Source organism: Massilia sp. CMS3.1, from assembly GCF_051262535.1.
GTDB lineage: Bacteria > Pseudomonadota > Gammaproteobacteria > Burkholderiales > Burkholderiaceae_D > Telluria.
Genome location: NZ_JBIMES010000003.1, coordinates 215,496 through 230,656, shown reverse-complemented (window position 1 = coordinate 230,656; position 15,161 = coordinate 215,496). Strand labels below are relative to the sequence as shown.

13 protein-coding genes are annotated in these 15,161 nt (G+C 63.4%); 6 read left to right on the top strand and 7 right to left on the bottom strand.

What is annotated here, in order from left to right:
• Positions 1 to 18 precede the first annotated feature (18 nt).
• The 3 genes from ACHAC9_RS07000 to apbC form a co-directional block, all read right to left on the bottom strand.
• Entirely contained in the window at positions 19 to 2,556 is a 2,538-nt protein-coding gene (locus ACHAC9_RS07000) for a bifunctional diguanylate cyclase/phosphodiesterase (protein ID WP_435758516.1), read from the bottom strand.
• A 158-nt stretch (positions 2,557 to 2,714) separates the two neighbouring features.
• Complete coding sequence (locus ACHAC9_RS06995) at positions 2,715 to 3,734, bottom strand: RNA methyltransferase (protein WP_435758514.1); 1,020 nt, start codon at positions 3,732 to 3,734, stop codon at positions 2,715 to 2,717.
• Positions 3,735 to 3,746: 12 nt separating this feature from the next.
• Positions 3,747 to 4,835 (bottom strand): iron-sulfur cluster carrier protein ApbC, encoded by a 1,089-nt coding sequence (gene apbC, locus ACHAC9_RS06990; protein WP_435758512.1) that lies wholly within the window; start codon positions 4,833 to 4,835, stop codon positions 3,747 to 3,749.
• Positions 4,836 to 4,982: 147 nt separating this feature from the next.
• Here apbC and metG point away from each other — a divergent pair, with 147 nt between their 5' ends.
• The 6 genes from metG to ACHAC9_RS06960 all read left to right on the top strand — a co-directional run bounded on the left by metG (position 4,983) and on the right by ACHAC9_RS06960 (position 11,546).
• A complete protein-coding gene (gene metG / locus ACHAC9_RS06985; RefSeq protein WP_435758511.1) occupies positions 4,983 to 7,163 on the top strand; it encodes a methionine--tRNA ligase in 2,181 nt (726 codons plus the stop codon).
• Positions 7,164 to 7,308: 145 nt separating this feature from the next.
• Complete coding sequence (locus ACHAC9_RS06980) at positions 7,309 to 8,625, top strand: enoyl ACP reductase FabMG family protein (RefSeq protein WP_435758509.1); 1,317 nt, start codon at positions 7,309 to 7,311, stop codon at positions 8,623 to 8,625.
• A 73-nt stretch (positions 8,626 to 8,698) separates the two neighbouring features.
• A complete protein-coding gene (locus tag ACHAC9_RS06975) occupies positions 8,699 to 8,899 on the top strand; it encodes a DUF3460 family protein (RefSeq protein ID WP_435758507.1) in 201 nt (66 codons plus the stop codon).
• A gap of 12 nt (positions 8,900 to 8,911) precedes the next feature.
• Positions 8,912 to 9,760: a segregation and condensation protein A gene (locus tag ACHAC9_RS06970; RefSeq protein ID WP_435758505.1), complete on the top strand. Its 849-nt coding sequence runs from the start codon at positions 8,912 to 8,914 to the stop codon at positions 9,758 to 9,760.
• A 45-nt stretch (positions 9,761 to 9,805) separates the two neighbouring features.
• The gene (gene panC, locus ACHAC9_RS06965) at positions 9,806 to 10,645 is read left to right on the top strand and encodes a pantoate--beta-alanine ligase (RefSeq protein WP_435758503.1); all 840 of its coding nucleotides are present in this window, start codon (positions 9,806 to 9,808) and stop codon (positions 10,643 to 10,645) included.
• Positions 10,646 to 10,793: 148 nt separating this feature from the next.
• The gene (locus ACHAC9_RS06960; RefSeq protein WP_435758501.1) at positions 10,794 to 11,546 is read left to right on the top strand and encodes a PilZ domain-containing protein; all 753 of its coding nucleotides are present in this window, start codon (positions 10,794 to 10,796) and stop codon (positions 11,544 to 11,546) included.
• Positions 11,547 to 11,672: 126 nt separating this feature from the next.
• Here ACHAC9_RS06960 and ACHAC9_RS06955 read toward each other — a convergent pair whose 3' ends face one another.
• The 4 genes from ACHAC9_RS06955 to ACHAC9_RS06940 form a co-directional block, all read right to left on the bottom strand.
• Positions 11,673 to 12,878 carry an EAL and HDOD domain-containing protein gene (locus ACHAC9_RS06955; protein WP_435758499.1) on the bottom strand — a complete coding sequence of 402 codons (1,206 nt, stop codon included), beginning with the start codon at positions 12,876 to 12,878 and terminating at the stop codon, positions 11,673 to 11,675.
• Between the two features lie 57 nt (positions 12,879 to 12,935).
• A complete protein-coding gene (gene cheZ, locus ACHAC9_RS06950) occupies positions 12,936 to 13,571 on the bottom strand; it encodes a protein phosphatase CheZ (protein ID WP_435758497.1) in 636 nt (211 codons plus the stop codon).
• Between the two features lies 1 nt (position 13,572).
• Positions 13,573 to 13,965: a chemotaxis response regulator CheY gene (cheY, locus tag ACHAC9_RS06945; protein ID WP_192052371.1), complete on the bottom strand. Its 393-nt coding sequence runs from the start codon at positions 13,963 to 13,965 to the stop codon at positions 13,573 to 13,575.
• A gap of 124 nt (positions 13,966 to 14,089) precedes the next feature.
• Entirely contained in the window at positions 14,090 to 15,151 is a 1,062-nt protein-coding gene (locus tag ACHAC9_RS06940) for a protein-glutamate methylesterase/protein-glutamine glutaminase (protein WP_435758495.1), read from the bottom strand.
• Between the last annotated feature and the right edge of the window lie 10 nt (positions 15,152 to 15,161).

Here is a 15,161-nt window from a genome sequence, read left to right as displayed (position 1 = left end):
AAAAAAGGGGAAGAAAAATCAGGCTGGAACCATCGCCGCCTGCTGCTCGGCCTGGCGCGCCAGCAGCGCGCCGACCTGCTCGGCCGGCAGCGGATGGTGGAACAGGTAACCCTGGGCTTCGTCGCAGCGCATGGCGTCCAGGTCGCCCAGCTGCTCGGCCGTTTCGACGCATTCGGCGATCACCTTCAGCTCGAGCCGGTGCGCCATCGCCACGATGGCCTCGGCGATCGCATACGGCCGGGCGCGCGCGTTCCCGCCAAGGCGGCGCACGAACAGGCCGTCCATCTTGAGGATGTCGACCGGCAGCTCGGACAAGTAGTTCAGGCTCGAGTAGCCGGTGCCGAAGTCGTCGATCGAGACCAGCACGCCGGCGGCGCGCAGCGCCCCCATCACCTGCCGGTTCGCGTCCAGGTCGTCGATCAGCACGCCCTCGGTGATTTCCAGGTCGAGGCAGCCGCTGGGCAGTCCGGTGGTCTGGACGATTTCCAGCACGCGCGCAGCGATGCCGGGGTGGCGCAACTGGCGCGCCGACAGGTTCACGGCCGTCTTCACATCCGGCAGGCCGGCATCGCGCCAGGCGCGGTTCTGGGCGCAGGCGGTGCGCAGCACCCATTCGCCGATCGGCACGATCATGCCGGTCTCCTCGGCCAGGGGTATGAAGCGGCTAGGCGCGATGCGGCCGTAAACCGGATGCTGCCAGCGCACCAGCGCCTCGACGCCGACGATGCGGCGCGTGGCCAGGTCGACTTGCGGCTGGTACTCGAGGAACAGCTGGCCGCGCGTGAGGGCGTCGCGCAGGCCGTTCTTCAGCGCCAGACGCTCGCTTTGCGGCTCGCAGGCCGTGCTCGAATACAACTGCACGCTGTTTTCGCCCCAGGTACGCGCGCTGCGCATCGCAATGTCGGCGCGCTTGAGCAGCGCATCGAGGTCGCAGTCCTCGGCCGGATACAGGGCGATGCCGACCGACAGCGTGACGAAGCATTCGCGCCCGCCCGTGTTCAGGGGCAGCCCGAAGCGGTCGAGGATCTTCTCGGCCACCTGGCGCGCGTCGCCCTCGTCGACCTGGTCTTCCAGCAGCGCGACGAATTCGTCGCCGCTCCAGCGCGCCACGGTATCGCAGTCGCGCAGGCAATCGCGGATGATCGCGCCGGCCTGCACCAGCAGCGCGTCCCCGGCTTCGTAGCCGAGGGCATCGTTGACTTCCTTGAACTTGTTGATATTCAGGAGCAGCAGCGCGACCAGGCGGCGGTTGCGGTCGGCCCGGTCCATGGCGTGGCGCAGGCGGTCGCGCAACGGGCGCCGGTTAAGCAAACCGGTGAGCTGGTCGCAGTGCACGCCGCCCTGCATTTGCCCGACGCTCACGCCCAGGTCTTTCAGTTCCACCGCCGCCGGCGCATTGGCGCGCAGTGCCAGTGCCAGCGGCTCTTTGCCCTGGCCATGGCAGATCACCTGGTTGCGTCCACTCGACTTGGCCAGGTACAGCGCCTCGTCGGCGCGTTCCACGACCAGGCCGACCGCCTCGCCCATGCGGTACTCGGCCACCCCGATCGACACCGTCAGCGCAATCTCGCTGCCGCCTTCGTGGCAGCGCATCTTCTCGATCGCGGCGCGCACGCGCCCGGCCAGCACCATCGCGTCGGCGGCCGTGGTTTCGGGCAGCATCAGCAGGAACTCCTCGCCGCCGTAGCGCCCGAAACTGTCGCTGCTGCGCACCAGGTCCTGCACCGTCCCGGCAAAGGCGCGCAGCACGGTGTCGCCCGCGCTGTGGCCCCAGGTATCGTTGATGCGCTTGAAAAAATCGATATCGAGCAGGCACAGGCAAAAAGCGCGGCCGTTGCGGTCGCTGCGCTCTTTTTCCTTTTCGATCAGGCGCATCAGGTAGCGCCGATTGTGCACGCCCGTCAGCTCGTCGCGGATCGCCAGCTCGTTGATGGTGCCCAGCGCCTGCTCGAGCTTGACAAAACCCTGGGTCTTGGTGAGTTCGAACAGCAGGGCGAAGACCAGCACCACCACGAACAGGCCCAGGTGGCAGACAAGATACAGCAGCGCCATGTCCGACACCGGGTGGCTCGGGAGCGTATAACCAGCGCCGGGCAGCGCATAGATCGCGATCGCCGCCGTGCAGCTGAGCGCCAGCCAGAACAGCGCGCTGGCCACGCCGCCGAGGAACATCGCCACCAGGGGCGCGGTGATCAGCCAGCTAGCCGTCGGCGCGCCGATCCCGCCCAGGTTATAGCTGAGCCAGGTGAAGTTGAAAAACAGCGCGCACAGGAACAGCTCGCGCGCGGCCCAGATGCTGCCGCTGGCGCGCAGCAGCAGGGGCGACGCCAGCATGCAGGCGCAGCACAGCAGGATCTCGACGGCGGCGGTGGAAAATCCCAGCAGGTGGTAGGCCAGTGCATAGAAGGGTCCGGCGGTCGCGGCCAGCAACGCGGCGTTGACGACGTTCTCGGCACGCGTGCGCTCGCTCGCGGCCTGCTCCAGCAGGTCGGCAGGAATGAACCAGTGGTTCGCGCCCAAGTAACGGTCGCTCCATCGCGCGCAGGTGCTGTTCATGTGGTGTCGGTCCGGCAGCGAGGCCGCTTGGCGAGTCAGTCTAAACGCCAGTGTAGGAAGGAAATTTCCTACAGACTTTATTCTTAAACAGAAACAACGCTGAAAAACATGCGCGCAACGCTTGACAAGAAAAAATGACGTTTTTGGCGCGCCGCGTCTCAGGCCTGGTTTAACCGGATCGTCCGGCCTGCCCGCGCCCGCAATTGCCCGCAGCCGCCCTCGACATCCTGCCCGGCCGAGTCGCGCAGTTTGGTCAGCACGCCGCGCGCATGCAGCACTGCAGCAATTACGCGCGCCCGCTCCCAGCTGGGGCGCCGGAATGCGAGACCGGGAATCATGTTGTAGGGGATCATGTTGAGGATGGCGTACTTGCCGCGGAGCAGTTCGACGATACCGTCGAGCTCGTCCTCACCGTCATTGACGCCCTCGATCAGCGTCCACTGGTACTGGACGGGATAGCCGGTGAGGCGCGCATAGCGTTCGCCGAATTCGACCAGTTCAAGGGGAGCCAGGCGCGGCGCGCGCGGCAGCAGTTCGGTGCGCAGCGCCGGCTTGGTCGTGTGCAGCGACAGCGCCAGTGCCGGTTTGACTCTCCCCAGCGGCAGCCGCTCGAAGGCGCGCAGATCGCCGACGGTGGAAAACACCAGGTTTTTATGGGGGATGTTCGCCTCGACCCCAAGCAGGTCGATGGCTTCGAGCACGTTGTCGAGGTTATGGGCCGGTTCGCCCATGCCCATGAACACGACCTTTTTGACCGGACGGCGGGTTCTGGCCAGCACGACTTGCGCGACGATCTCGCCGCTCGTCACCTGGCGCAGCAAGCCGTCACGTCCGGTCATGCAGAATTGGCAACCGACGGCGCAGCCGACCTGGCTCGACACGCAGACGCCATCGCGCGGCAGCAGGACGGTTTCCACCGCTTGCCCGTCGTTCAAGCCGACCAGCAGCCGCGCTGAACCATCTTCGGCCGGATGCTCGCTGATGACGCGTGCGAGTCCCGCAAGCTCGGCGTCGAGCCCGGGCAGCGCTGCGCGCACGGCTTTCGGTAAATAGTCGGCGGGACGGCGCCGCCCGCGTTCGTGCGGCGCGTCCTGCACCCAGTCGCGCAGGACGCGCGCCTGGTGTTCCGGCAGCGCACCAAGACTTGCCAGACACTCCCGGATTGCCTCGATGCGCATTGCCAGCGGGGCTTAATCGTTCTTGACGACGATGCTCGGGAACTTGCTGGTCATGTCTTTCGCCCGCTCGGCCACCTTGACAGCGACCTTGCGCGCGATCTCTTTATAGACAGAGGCCACCGCGCCGTCCGGATCGGCCACCACGGTCGGGCGGCCGGAATCGGTCTGCTCGCGGATCGACATGGTCAGCGGCAGCGCCCCGAGGAAGTCGACACCGAAGTCCTTGCACATCTTTTCGCCGCCGCCCTGGCCGAAGATCGGTTCAAGATGGCCGCAATTCGAGCAGATATGGGTGCTCATGTTTTCCACGATGCCGATGATCGGAATGCCGACCTTTTCGAACATTTTCAGGCCCTTGCGTGCATCTAACAAGGCGATGTCCTGCGGCGTGGTGACGATCACGGCGCCCGTGACCGGCACTTTTTGCGACAGGGTCAGCTGGATGTCGCCGGTGCCTGGCGGCATGTCGACGATCAGGTAATCCAGGTCGCGCCAGTTGGTCTGCTCGAGCAGTTGCTGGAGCGCCTGGGTGACCATCGGGCCGCGCCAGACCATCGGCTCGTCCGGATCGATCATGAAGCCGATCGAGGAGACTTGCACGCCGTGGTTTTCGAGTGGTTCCATGGTCTTGCCGTCGGCGCTCTCCGGACGCGCATTAATACCCAGCATCATCGGCTGCGACGGGCCGTAGATGTCGGCGTCCAGGATACCGACGCTCGCGCCCTCGGCGGCCAGGGCCAGTGCCAGGTTCACCGCCGTGGTCGACTTGCCGACGCCGCCCTTGCCCGACGCGACCGCGATGATGTTCTTCACGTTCGGCATGACCTTCAGGCCACGCTGCACCGCGTGCGACAGGATTTTTACCTGCACGCTGACGCTGACGTTGCCCACGCCGGGAATGGTCCTGACCCCGTTCACGACCGCGGCGCGCAGGAGTGCGATCTGGCTTTTCGCGGGATAACCGAGTTCGAGGTCGAGCGCGACGTCCGCGCCGTCGACCTGGACGTTCTTGACCGATCTGGAGGATACGAAGTCCTTGCCAGTATTAGGATCGATGACCTTTGCCAATGCGGCCTTGACGTCGTCTGCAGTGATGCTCATGTGTTTCTCCGAATGTGATGGCGCAGTGTAGCAAAAAACGCTCCATTCCCTCTGGCCGGAATGTCAAAACAGGGAAATACCCCCTGCGCGCTCAGGGCCATCCGCTGGTAAAATGTTTTTTTTCATCCTCACAATAGCGTTTCGACCATGACCCGCAAGCTGTTCGTCACTACCGCCCTGCCCTACGCGAATGCCGCCTTCCACATCGGCCACATGATGGAATACATCCAGGCCGACATCTGGGTCCGCTTCCAGCGAATGCAGCGCGACGACGATGCGCGTCGCCAGGTCCATTTCGTCTGCGCCGACGACACCCACGGCACGCCGATCATGATCGCCGCCGAGAAGGAAGGAATCACCCCGCAGGAATTCGTCGCGAAAATCGCCGCCGGCCGCGCCCAGTACCTGGACGGCTTCCACATCGCGTTCGATAACTGGTATTCGACCGATTCGCCGGAAAACGTCGAACTCTCGCAAGGCATCTACCGAAAACTGCGCGACGCCGGCCTGATCGTCACCAAGACAGTCGACCGTTTCTACGACCCGGTCAAGGGCATGTTCCTGGCCGACCGCAACATCAAGGGCGAGTGCCCGACCTGCCACGCCAAGGACCAGTACGGCGACAACTGCGAAGTCTGCGGCGCCGCTTACCAGCCGACCGAACTGATCAATCCGTTCTCGGTCTTCACCGGTTCGACCCCGATCCTGAAACCGTCGGAACAGTATTTCTTCAAGCTGTCCGACCCGCGCTGCTACCACTTCCTGAAGGAATGGCTGAACACCCCGGGCCGACTGCAGCCGGAAATGGTGAATAAAGTCTCCGAATGGCTGGGCGAATCCGGCGAAAAGCTGGCCGACTGGGACATTTCTCGTGACGCGCCCTATTTCGGCATCCCGATTCCTGATGCGCCGGGCAAATTCTTTTATGTGTGGCTGGACGCGCCGGTCGGCTACCTGGCGTCGCTGAAGAACTATTTCGAGAAGCAGGGGCTCGACTTCGAGGCTTTCCTGAACGATCCGCAGGCCGAGCAAGTCCATTTCATCGGCAAGGACATTGTCTCCTTCCACCTGCTGTTCTGGCCGGCGATGCTGAACTTCTCGGGTCACCCGATCATCGACAAGCTGAAAGTCGCCGTCCACGGCCACCTGACGGTGAATAACGAAAAGATGTCGAAGTCGCGCGGCACCGGCATTTCGCCGCTGCGCTACCTGGAACTGGGCATGAACCCGGAATGGCTGCGCTATTACCTGGCGTTCAAATTGAATGCGAAAGTCGAGGACCTGGATTTCAATGGCGAAGATTTTGTCGCCCGCGTGAATAGCGACCTGATCGGCAAGTACGTGAACATCGCCAGCCGCTGTGCCGGTTTTATTGCCAAGAAATTCGACGGCAAGCTGGCCTCTGAACTGTCGGATAACGCCCGCGCGTGGATCAGCAAAGCCTTGAGCGTCGACGGCGCCGAGCGCCAGGCATCGATCGCCGCGAGTTTCGAAGCGCGCGAATACGGCCGTGCGCTGCGCGAGATCATGGAGATCGCGGACGTCACCAACCAGTTCGTCGACGAGAACAAGCCGTGGATCCTGGCCAAGGACGAGACGAAACTGGCCGAACTGCACGAGGTCTGCACGGTTGCCCTGATCCTGTTCCGCCAGCTCACCGTCATGCTGTCGCCGGTGCTGCCGCAAGTGGCGGCGCGGGTGTCCGAGTTCCTGGGCGACGCCGCGCTGAGCTGGGCCGACACGCAAGGCGATGCCGTCTACCACAGCATGCTGGGCCGAACCATCGGCACTTACAACCACCTGATGCAGCGCGTCGACGCCAAGATGGTCGAGAACCTGTTCGACAAGCCGGGCGTCGCTACGCCGGGCGTCGCCACGCCGGGCGCGGCGCCAGCCGCCGTCCTGTCCAGCGCCGGACTGGCAGTTGCTGCCCTGGCTCCGGCCGAAGCTGCCGATGCCGCAGCGGCCGACATCGAAGAACTCGCCCCCGAGATCTCGATCGACGACTTCACGAAGATCGACCTGCGCGTGGCCCGCATCGTCAACTGCGAACACGTCGAAGGCGCCGGCAAACTGCTGCGCCTGACGCTCGACGTCGGCGAAGGCCGTCACCGTAACGTGTTCTCGGGCATCAAGTCGGCCTACAAGCCGGAAGACCTGGTCGGCAAACTGACGGTGATGGTGGCTAACCTGGCGCCGCGCAAGATGAAATTCGGTATCTCGGAAGGCATGGTCCTGTGCGCATCGAGTGCCGACGAGAAGGCCAACCCGGGCCTGTACCTGCTCGACCCGATGCCGGGCGCGACCCCGGGCATGCGCATCCGCTGAGCCGGCTGCAACATCAAACGCCCCGGAAGAGGCGCTTCCCGGGGCGCACCGCGGCGTTATAATGCCGTTTTCTTCAAGAAACATGCGCCTGGGACTCGTCGGACAACGACGTCCCTACACACTCTTTTGAGAGGTAGCTAATACAATGACCGAACTGACTCCCCTCCGCCACATCCCACAAGCCAACGTGTTTCGCAAGGGCGACGTCTTCGTCCTGTTCGGCGAGCTGTTCGGCCGCGGCTACGTGAATGGCCTCATCGACGAGGCGCGCAAGGCGGGCATGACGATCGTCGGCATCACCGTCGGCCGCCGCGACGAGACCGGCGCCTTGCGCGCCCTGAGCGCGGAGGAACATACCGAAGCCGAAGAAAAGCTGGGTGGGCGCATCATCAACGTGCCGCTGATGGCGGGCTTCGACATGGACGCGCCGGAAGGCGAGCAGAACCCGACCGAGATGCTGGCGGGTGTCAAGCTGAAAACCTGGCAGGAAGACAAGCTGGACTGGGACAAGATCGAGCGCTGCCGCGAAGCCGGCGTGCGCCGCTTCACCACCAACGCCGCCCAGGTCATGGGCGAGATCGACAAGCTGATTCCGGAAGGCGCGAACGTCTTCTTCGCCCATACGATGGCCGGCGGCATTCCGAAGATCAAGGCCTTCCTGGCCATTGCCAACCGCATCTACAAGGGCCGCGGTGAACGCTTCGAGTCCTCGCGCGCCCTGTTGGAGAGCGACCTGGGCAAATTGATCCTGATGAACTTCGATGAAGTCACGGCCAACACGCTGAAGTACCTGATCGATGCCTCCGCGCCGATCCGCGAACGCGTGGCAAAAGCCGGCGGCGAAGTGCGCTACACGGCCTACGGCTACCACGGCACCGAGATCCTGATCGACGGTCGCTACCAATGGCAGACCTACACCAACTACACCCAGGGCTACGCCAAGATGCGCCTGGAAAGCATCGCACAAGCGGCCTGGAAGGCAGGCGTGCTGGCTACCGTCTTCAACTGCCCGGAAATCCGTACCAACTCGTCGGACATTTTCGTTGGCGTCGAGCTGTCGCTGTTCCCGCTGCTCACTGCCCTGAAAAAAGAAGGCGGCGGCGCCTGGGCCGACCAGCAATGGCAGATCTGCCAGGACCTGCTGGGCGAAGGCACCTCGCTGCAGTCGCTGCTCGACAAGATCGAACAGTACAACAACGACGCGACCAGCGCCGCGTTCCGCAATTTCGAAGCCTGGCCGATGGACAACACCCCGCTTCTCGCCGACGTGATGATCGGCACCTCGGAAGCCATCACCGACCTGCACAAGGACCGGAAGGCCCTGATCACCGACCACCTGTCGTCGCTGGTGCTGGAAGGCGCCGGTCCGCTGATGTTCCATGGTGCTTCGGAAAAGATAGCCCCGGTGGTGTGGCTGAACCACGACATCATTGCACGCCAGCTCAACGCGCTGCACCCGTAACCCTTGACGCCGGGACGCGTGGGCAGAACAATCTGCCTCGCCGTCCCGGCTCTCATTTTTATCTGTCAAAACAATGCCTAAATTTACCGGTTACGTATCCGATCACACCAAGTTCATCGAGGAGCTGAAGTCGAAGACGCCAGGCATGGAAGAGCGCCAGCAAGAAGGCCGCTCCCTGCTGTGGGACAAGCTGCCGATTTCGCTCGACGAAGAAGCGCGCGTCAAACAATCGCGCCTGCGCCAGAACCCGTATCCTTACCAGAACAAGTTCTAAAGGCCAAGGAGCATGCTGCCGGAGCAGGCCGCGCTTGATGCGCAGGCCGACGCACCCGCTCATCCTCTCGACGATGTCGCAGCGGCAGCGATCGCGCGCCTGTACGGCGAGCCGATGCTGCGCATGCCGAACGACTTGTATATTCCGCCCGACGCCCTCGAGATCTTCCTCGACGCCTTCGAAGGCCCGCTCGACCTGCTGCTCTACCTGATCCGCAAGCAAAACTTCAACATCCTCGACATCCCGATGGCGCAGGTCACCCTGCAATACCTGGTATATGTTGAAGAGATCCGCAAGAGCAACCTGGAACTGGCTGCCGAGTATTTGTTGATGGCGGCGATGCTCATCGAAATCAAGTCGCGCATGTTGCTGCCCAAGCGCGAGCATGAGCTGGTCGACGACGTGGGCGACCCGCGCGCCGAACTGGTGCGGCGCCTGCTGGAGTATGAGCAGATCAAGATCGCCGCCATCAACCTGGGCGCGATCCCGCAGGAAGGGCGCGATTTCCAACGTCCCTCGCTGCCGGTCGAGCAAAGCCTGGAGCCCGTCTGGCCCCAGGTCGACCCGCACGACTTGCAGCGCGCCTGGCTGGACGTGCTGCGCCGCGCGAAACTGACCCAGCACCACCGGATCGGGCGCCAGGAACTGTCGGTGCGCGAGCACATGTCGGCCATCCTGCGCACGCTGCAATCGCAGCGCTTCGTCGAGTTTGGCGAATTGTTCCTGGGGCAGGAGTCGGTGCCGATCATCGTCGTGCACTTCGTCGCCCTGCTCGAACTGGCAAAGGAAACCCTGGTCGAAATTACCCAGGCCGAACCCTTCGCGCCGATTTACGTGCGCCTGGCATACTCGCCGGCGTAGTCATCGCGATGACGCACGCGCACACAACCTTACCCATTTAATCCCATGAAAATCATCACGACCATCGAGGAACTGCGCGACCAGATGCGCGGTCAACTGCGCACCGCTTTCGTCCCGACGATGGGCAACCTGCACGAAGGCCACCTGTCGCTGATGCGCCTGGCGCGCAAGCATGGCGACCCGGTGGTGGCCTCCATCTTCGTGAACCGCCTGCAGTTCGGTCCGAACGAAGACTTCGACAAATACCCGCGCACCTTCCAGGCCGACGTTGCGAAGCTGGAAAAGGAAGGCGTCTACGTGCTGTTCGCGCCGACCGAGAAAGACCTGTATCCGGAACCGCAGGAATACCGCGTGCAGCCGCCCGACACCCTCGGCAACACGCTGGAAGGCGAGTTCCGCCCCGGCTTCTTTGGCGGCGTGTGCACGGTGGTGACCAAGCTGTTTTCCTGCGTCCAGCCGCGCGTGGCCGTGTTCGGCAAGAAGGATTACCAGCAGCTGATGATCGTGCGTAACATGGCGCGCCAGTTCGCGATGCCGACCGAAATCATCGGCGCCGAAACCTTCCGCGCCGAAGACGGCCTGGCCCTGTCCTCGCGCAACATGTACCTGTCGCCCGATGAACGGGCTGAAGCGCCGGCCCTGTACCAGGGCCTGAATTTCGTGGCGAACGAGCTCCGCGGCGGCCACCTCGACATCTTCTCGGTGGAACGCGAAGCAATGGCCCAGCTGGCGACGCGCGGCTGGAAGCCGGACTATATCTCGGTACGCAAGCGCATCGATTTGCAGCCGCCTTCAGCGGGCGACCTGGCCCAGGGTACACCGCTGGTCGTGCTGGCCGCCGCGAAACTCGGGACCACGCGCCTGATCGACAATCTCGAAATCTGAGGAAAAACCACCACGTCGCACCTGCAATTTTGCAAATAGTTATTGACGTTTTGCAACAGTAGCCTCCGCCGTTTATACTACTAGGCAACAAGCATGCATCCTGGATCGATTCCGGATGCATGCCACGACTTCGACGCCAGGATTGCCAGTGACCGACACCCCCACACTCCCCCGCAAGGGTCTACCCCGTTCCGCCGACGTGCTCGAACGTATCAAGCCGAATGCTTCGCCGCATGAAATGCGCGATCCGTACGACATCGGCGAAACCTTGACCCGCCTGGCCGAGTCGGGCGAAGCGCTGACGATCTATGGGGCAGACCTGACTGAACCGCTGCTGGCGCGGATCGACTCGGTGCATCCGGAAGAGCCGCAGTTCACGCTCGATGTGGTGGGCGACGGGACGATTCCTGCCGGCACGGCCACGTTTGTGGCGGCGCTGGGGGGTAACGCCAAGCTGCAGTTCGAGCTCGAAAGCAATTGGCCCGCCTCGCCCGGCCAGCCGAACCTGGTGCCTGCCGTGTTCCCGGAGATCTGCCTGGTCCTGAACCGTCGCGCCGCGCCGCGCCTGGATACGCCGGTGAACGGCAGCTTTGCTGCCACCTTCACACTGATGAACAAGCAATTCGAGCTGCCGCTATGCGACTACTCGATCGGCGGCGTCGGCCTGCGCGCCACGCCCGAGCAGGCGGCGCAACTGTACCTGGGCCGCAAGCTGAAAAGAGTGCGCCTTCAACTGGGGCCGGCGCTGGCGATCGTCGCCGACCTGGAAATCCGCCTGCTGCGCCCCTTCCGCAGCTTCCTGCTGGGCGAGCAGGTGCAGGTCGGGTGCAGCATCAGTAATATCGAGATGCAGATGCACCAGCATCTGGAGCGGCTGGTGACGTCGCATCGGGGGCGGTAGGCGGGCGCACGTGGCGCTGTTGCGTAGGGCGTTATTGGTTCCATCCGCGTGGGCACTTGTGCCCACGCGGATTAAAAACACCGATAACAGAACAGGCAACAGCCCCACGTCAACATATGGACCGGCTTACTGCGTCACCGCCTGCGCCCAGGCCAGCGCCGACAGGTGCGCCTTGTTGACTTCCAATGGACTCAGGTCGAGCGACCCGGCCAGTGCCCCCACCAGGTTCGAACTGAGCTCGCAGGCCTCGGCCAATGCCAGGTAGGGTCCGTACATGCCTTCACGCGAGATCAGCGCGCGCACGACCTCTGGCGGCAGGGGGATGGTCTCGAGCACTTCCTTCATCGGCAAGCCGAGCAGGCGGTCGAGCAGGGAGAACATGCCGGCGACGAACAGATTCTCGCCCTCGCCTTTGGGCAGCGCGTGCAAACCCAGCAGTTCGGTCAGGCGCCCGCGCACGACGGCCGTTTCCATCAGCACCGGCGAGTAACCGCTTGCGCTGGCGCTCGCCAGCAGCATGGTCAGCCAGCGGTACAGCGGGGCGTAGCCCATCAGGCTGATCGCCTGGCGGATCGACTGCACTTCGCGGCCCGCCCCGAAACCGGCCGAGTTGATGTTGCGCAGCAGTTTATAGGTGAGCGCGGGGTCGCGCTTCAGCACGCTTTCCAGCTTGGGAATGTCGTCGTTGTTCTGCACCATCTGCATCAGTTGCAGGATGATGGTCTGGGCCGGGTTCAGGCCCTTCACCGGGTTGCCCGGACGCGGGGTCAGGTGGAGTTTACCGACGAAGGCATCCAGGCCGAGCATGGCGCAGGCGTCGTAATCGACCCAGTTGGTGACCGGACGGCCGAGCATGCGCAGCGATGATTGTTTCGCGGCTGCATAGGTGCGCGCCTGCTCGGCCACGTTGATGCCGGAAAAGCGCATCTCGACATGCGAGGCGTAGGGGACGAGCGCGGGGGTGATGTGCTTGACGTCCAGGCCGCGCAGCGAAATGCCGACGCCGCCGGCGCGCACCGCCTGCACGGCGGCGCGGGCGTCCAGATCCATCAGGTGGCGCGCTTGCAAACTGAGGACAGTGCGCTCGGGCGGCAGGTTGAACAGTGCGTCGGTCGAGAGCATCGCCGGGACGGCGTCGAGGAAGAGTTGCTTGTCGCGCAGCAGCCAGCCGTGCTCTTCATGGTTGACGTGTTCGGCTACGAAAGCGACCAGCCCCTCGAGGTCGGCATCCGGCGTGGCCTGCCCGCCCTGCTGCCACAGTAATTCGTAGCCGATGACGCGCTGCGCCGGGTCGAGCAGCGGTTCGCGAACAATATAATTGGTGTGATGCATGAAGTGGTCGCGATAAAACGGTTGACGGCGCGCGGCCGCCGGTACGCTAAGTGGCGCTCAGAAACCCAGACTGTCGAGCAGGTCGTCGACCTGGCCCTGGTCGGCCACCACTTCAGTGTTGCCCTCAGGCTTGATTTGCGGCCCGTTCAGCAGGCCGCTGTCGAGATCGCGGCGGATTTCGCTCGGCGCGAAATCGATCAGCACTTGCACCAGCTGCTTTTCCAGGTCTTGCGCGATCGATGTGATCTTGCCGATTACCTGGCCGGTCAGGTCCTGGAAGTCCTGGGCCAGCATGATGTTCATCAGCTCGGCACGGGTGGCGGTCGCGGCGCGTTCATTCTCGGCCATGGTCGCCACGGTGCGCGCAGCCAGTGCGCGCCAGTCCGCTTCGCCGGCACCGTCAGTGTCGAGCAGTGCCTGCCAGGAGGTGCGCACGTCGGCGCTGCGGCTTTCGACCGCATCCTGCAGCGGGCTGGCCGTATCGGTTGCGTCGAGCACGCGCCTGGCCGCCTGCTCGGAGAGGCGCGCCACGTAATCGAGTCTGTCGCGCGCATCCGGAATGTCACTTGCGGCCTTTTCGACCAGCTTGTCGAGGCCCAGGCCGCGCAGGCTGTCATGCAGCGCGCGCGTCATGTGACCTACACGGACCAGGACTTCGTCGTTCGAAACCCCTTCGGCGATCGGCTCAACCATGTCAGGCCTTTTCCATTTTCTCGAAGATCTTGTTCAGTTTCTCGTCGAGCGTGGCAGCGGTGAATGGCTTCACCACGTAGCCGCTTGCGCCGGCCTGGGCCGCCGCGATGATGTTTTCTTTCTTCGCTTCCGCAGTCACCATCAGCACCGGCAGCTTGGCCAGGGCGGGATCGGCACGGATGTTTTGCAGCATGGTCAGACCGTCCATGTTGGGCATGTTCCAGTCGGACACCACGAAGTCGAACTGTTCGCTGCGCAGCTTGGCCAGCGCCATCACGCCGTCTTCCGCTTCATCGACGTTGGCGTAGCCCAGTTCTTTCAACAAGTTCCGGACGATGCGGCGCATCGTCGAGAAATCGTCAACAACCAGGAAACGCATCTTTGGATCAGCCATGAATTACTCCGTTGTTTCTTTTACTAATGGTTAGTGTGGCTTGAGTCGTTGCAGCAAGCAAGCTCAAGAATAGCATTTTTGTTGCCGTACAGCGATAAAACAGAGAGAAAAGGCGCGATCCGGGTCAAACGCGCAACGCTCTGCCGCCATGTACCGCCAGATGACCGAGCACGAGGCCCGGCAAGGCCGTCAGCGGCGCCACTTCGTGGGTGGCGCCAATGGCGATCGCTTCGCGCGGCATGCCGAAGACGACGCACGAGGCTTCATCCTGGGCGAAATTCTGCGCACCGGCGTTTTTCATTTCAAGCATACCAGCAGCGCCGTCTTTGCCCATGCCCGTCAGGATCACGCCGACCGCGTTCTTGCCGGCGGCAAGTGCCGCCGATCGAAACAGCACGTCGACCGAGGGACGATGGCGGTTGACCGGGTCGGTCTGTTCGATCCGGGTCATGTAGTTCGCGCCCGAGCGGCTCAGGAGGAGATGCGAATGCCCCGGCGCGATATACGCGTGGCCGGGCAGCACGCGTTCGTTGCCGGCGGACTCGACCACCCTGATCTTGCACAGCGAATCGAGGCGCCGCGCGAAGGAGGTGGTAAAACCTTCCGGCATGTGCTGGGCGATCAGGATGCCCGGGCAATCGGACGGCATCTGCATCAGGAATTCGCGGATCGCTTCGGTGCCGCCCGTCGAGGCGCCGATGATGATCAGTTTTTCCGACGAGATCAAAGGACTGCGCATCGACGGCAGCGCCATGGTCGGCGTGACGGTCGCGACCGTGCGCTTGACGCGGGCGCGCGCGGCGGCGCGGATTTTGTCGGTAATGAGTTCGGTGTACTCGCGCATGCCGCTGCCGATCGAGATCTTCGGCTTGGTCACGAAGTCGACCGCACCGAGTTCCAGTGCGCGCATCGTGATTTCCGAACCGCGCTCGGTCAGGGACGACACCATCAATACCGGCATCGGACGAAGGCGCATCAGCTTCTCTAAGAAATCGAGGCCGTCCATCTTCGGCATCTCGACGTCGAGGGTCAGCACGTCTGGATTGGTTTTCTTGATCAGTTCGCGCGCGACGAGTGGATCGGGGGCGGTGCCCACGACTTCCATGTCGGCTTGCGAATTGACGATCTCGCTCATGACACTGCGGATCAGGGCCGAGTCGTCGACGATCAGGACCTTGGTTTTCATTGTTCTTCCT

What these genes read in the sequence shown, in the direction of transcription:
- ACHAC9_RS07000 (WP_435758516.1), bottom strand. Translation starts at nt 2,556, where the DNA reads ATGAACAGCACCTGCGCGCGATGGAGCGACCGTTACTTGGGCGCGAAC.
- ACHAC9_RS06980 (WP_435758509.1), top strand. Translation starts at nt 7,309, where the DNA reads ATGACCGAACTGACTCCCCTCCGCCACATCCCACAAGCCAACGTGTTT.
- metG (WP_435758511.1), top strand. Translation starts at nt 4,983, where the DNA reads ATGACCCGCAAGCTGTTCGTCACTACCGCCCTGCCCTACGCGAATGCC.
- ACHAC9_RS06970 (WP_435758505.1), top strand. Translation starts at nt 8,912, where the DNA reads ATGCTGCCGGAGCAGGCCGCGCTTGATGCGCAGGCCGACGCACCCGCT.
- panC (WP_435758503.1), top strand. Translation starts at nt 9,806, where the DNA reads ATGAAAATCATCACGACCATCGAGGAACTGCGCGACCAGATGCGCGGT.
- cheY (WP_192052371.1), bottom strand. Translation starts at nt 13,965, where the DNA reads ATGGCTGATCCAAAGATGCGTTTCCTGGTTGTTGACGATTTCTCGACG.
- cheZ (WP_435758497.1), bottom strand. Translation starts at nt 13,571, where the DNA reads ATGGTTGAGCCGATCGCCGAAGGGGTTTCGAACGACGAAGTCCTGGTC.
- apbC (WP_435758512.1), bottom strand. Translation starts at nt 4,835, where the DNA reads ATGAGCATCACTGCAGACGACGTCAAGGCCGCATTGGCAAAGGTCATC.
- ACHAC9_RS06955 (WP_435758499.1), bottom strand. Translation starts at nt 12,878, where the DNA reads ATGCATCACACCAATTATATTGTTCGCGAACCGCTGCTCGACCCGGCG.
- ACHAC9_RS06975 (WP_435758507.1), top strand. Translation starts at nt 8,699, where the DNA reads ATGCCTAAATTTACCGGTTACGTATCCGATCACACCAAGTTCATCGAG.
- ACHAC9_RS06940 (WP_435758495.1), bottom strand. Translation starts at nt 15,151, where the DNA reads ATGAAAACCAAGGTCCTGATCGTCGACGACTCGGCCCTGATCCGCAGT.
- ACHAC9_RS06995 (WP_435758514.1), bottom strand. Translation starts at nt 3,734, where the DNA reads ATGCGCATCGAGGCAATCCGGGAGTGTCTGGCAAGTCTTGGTGCGCTG.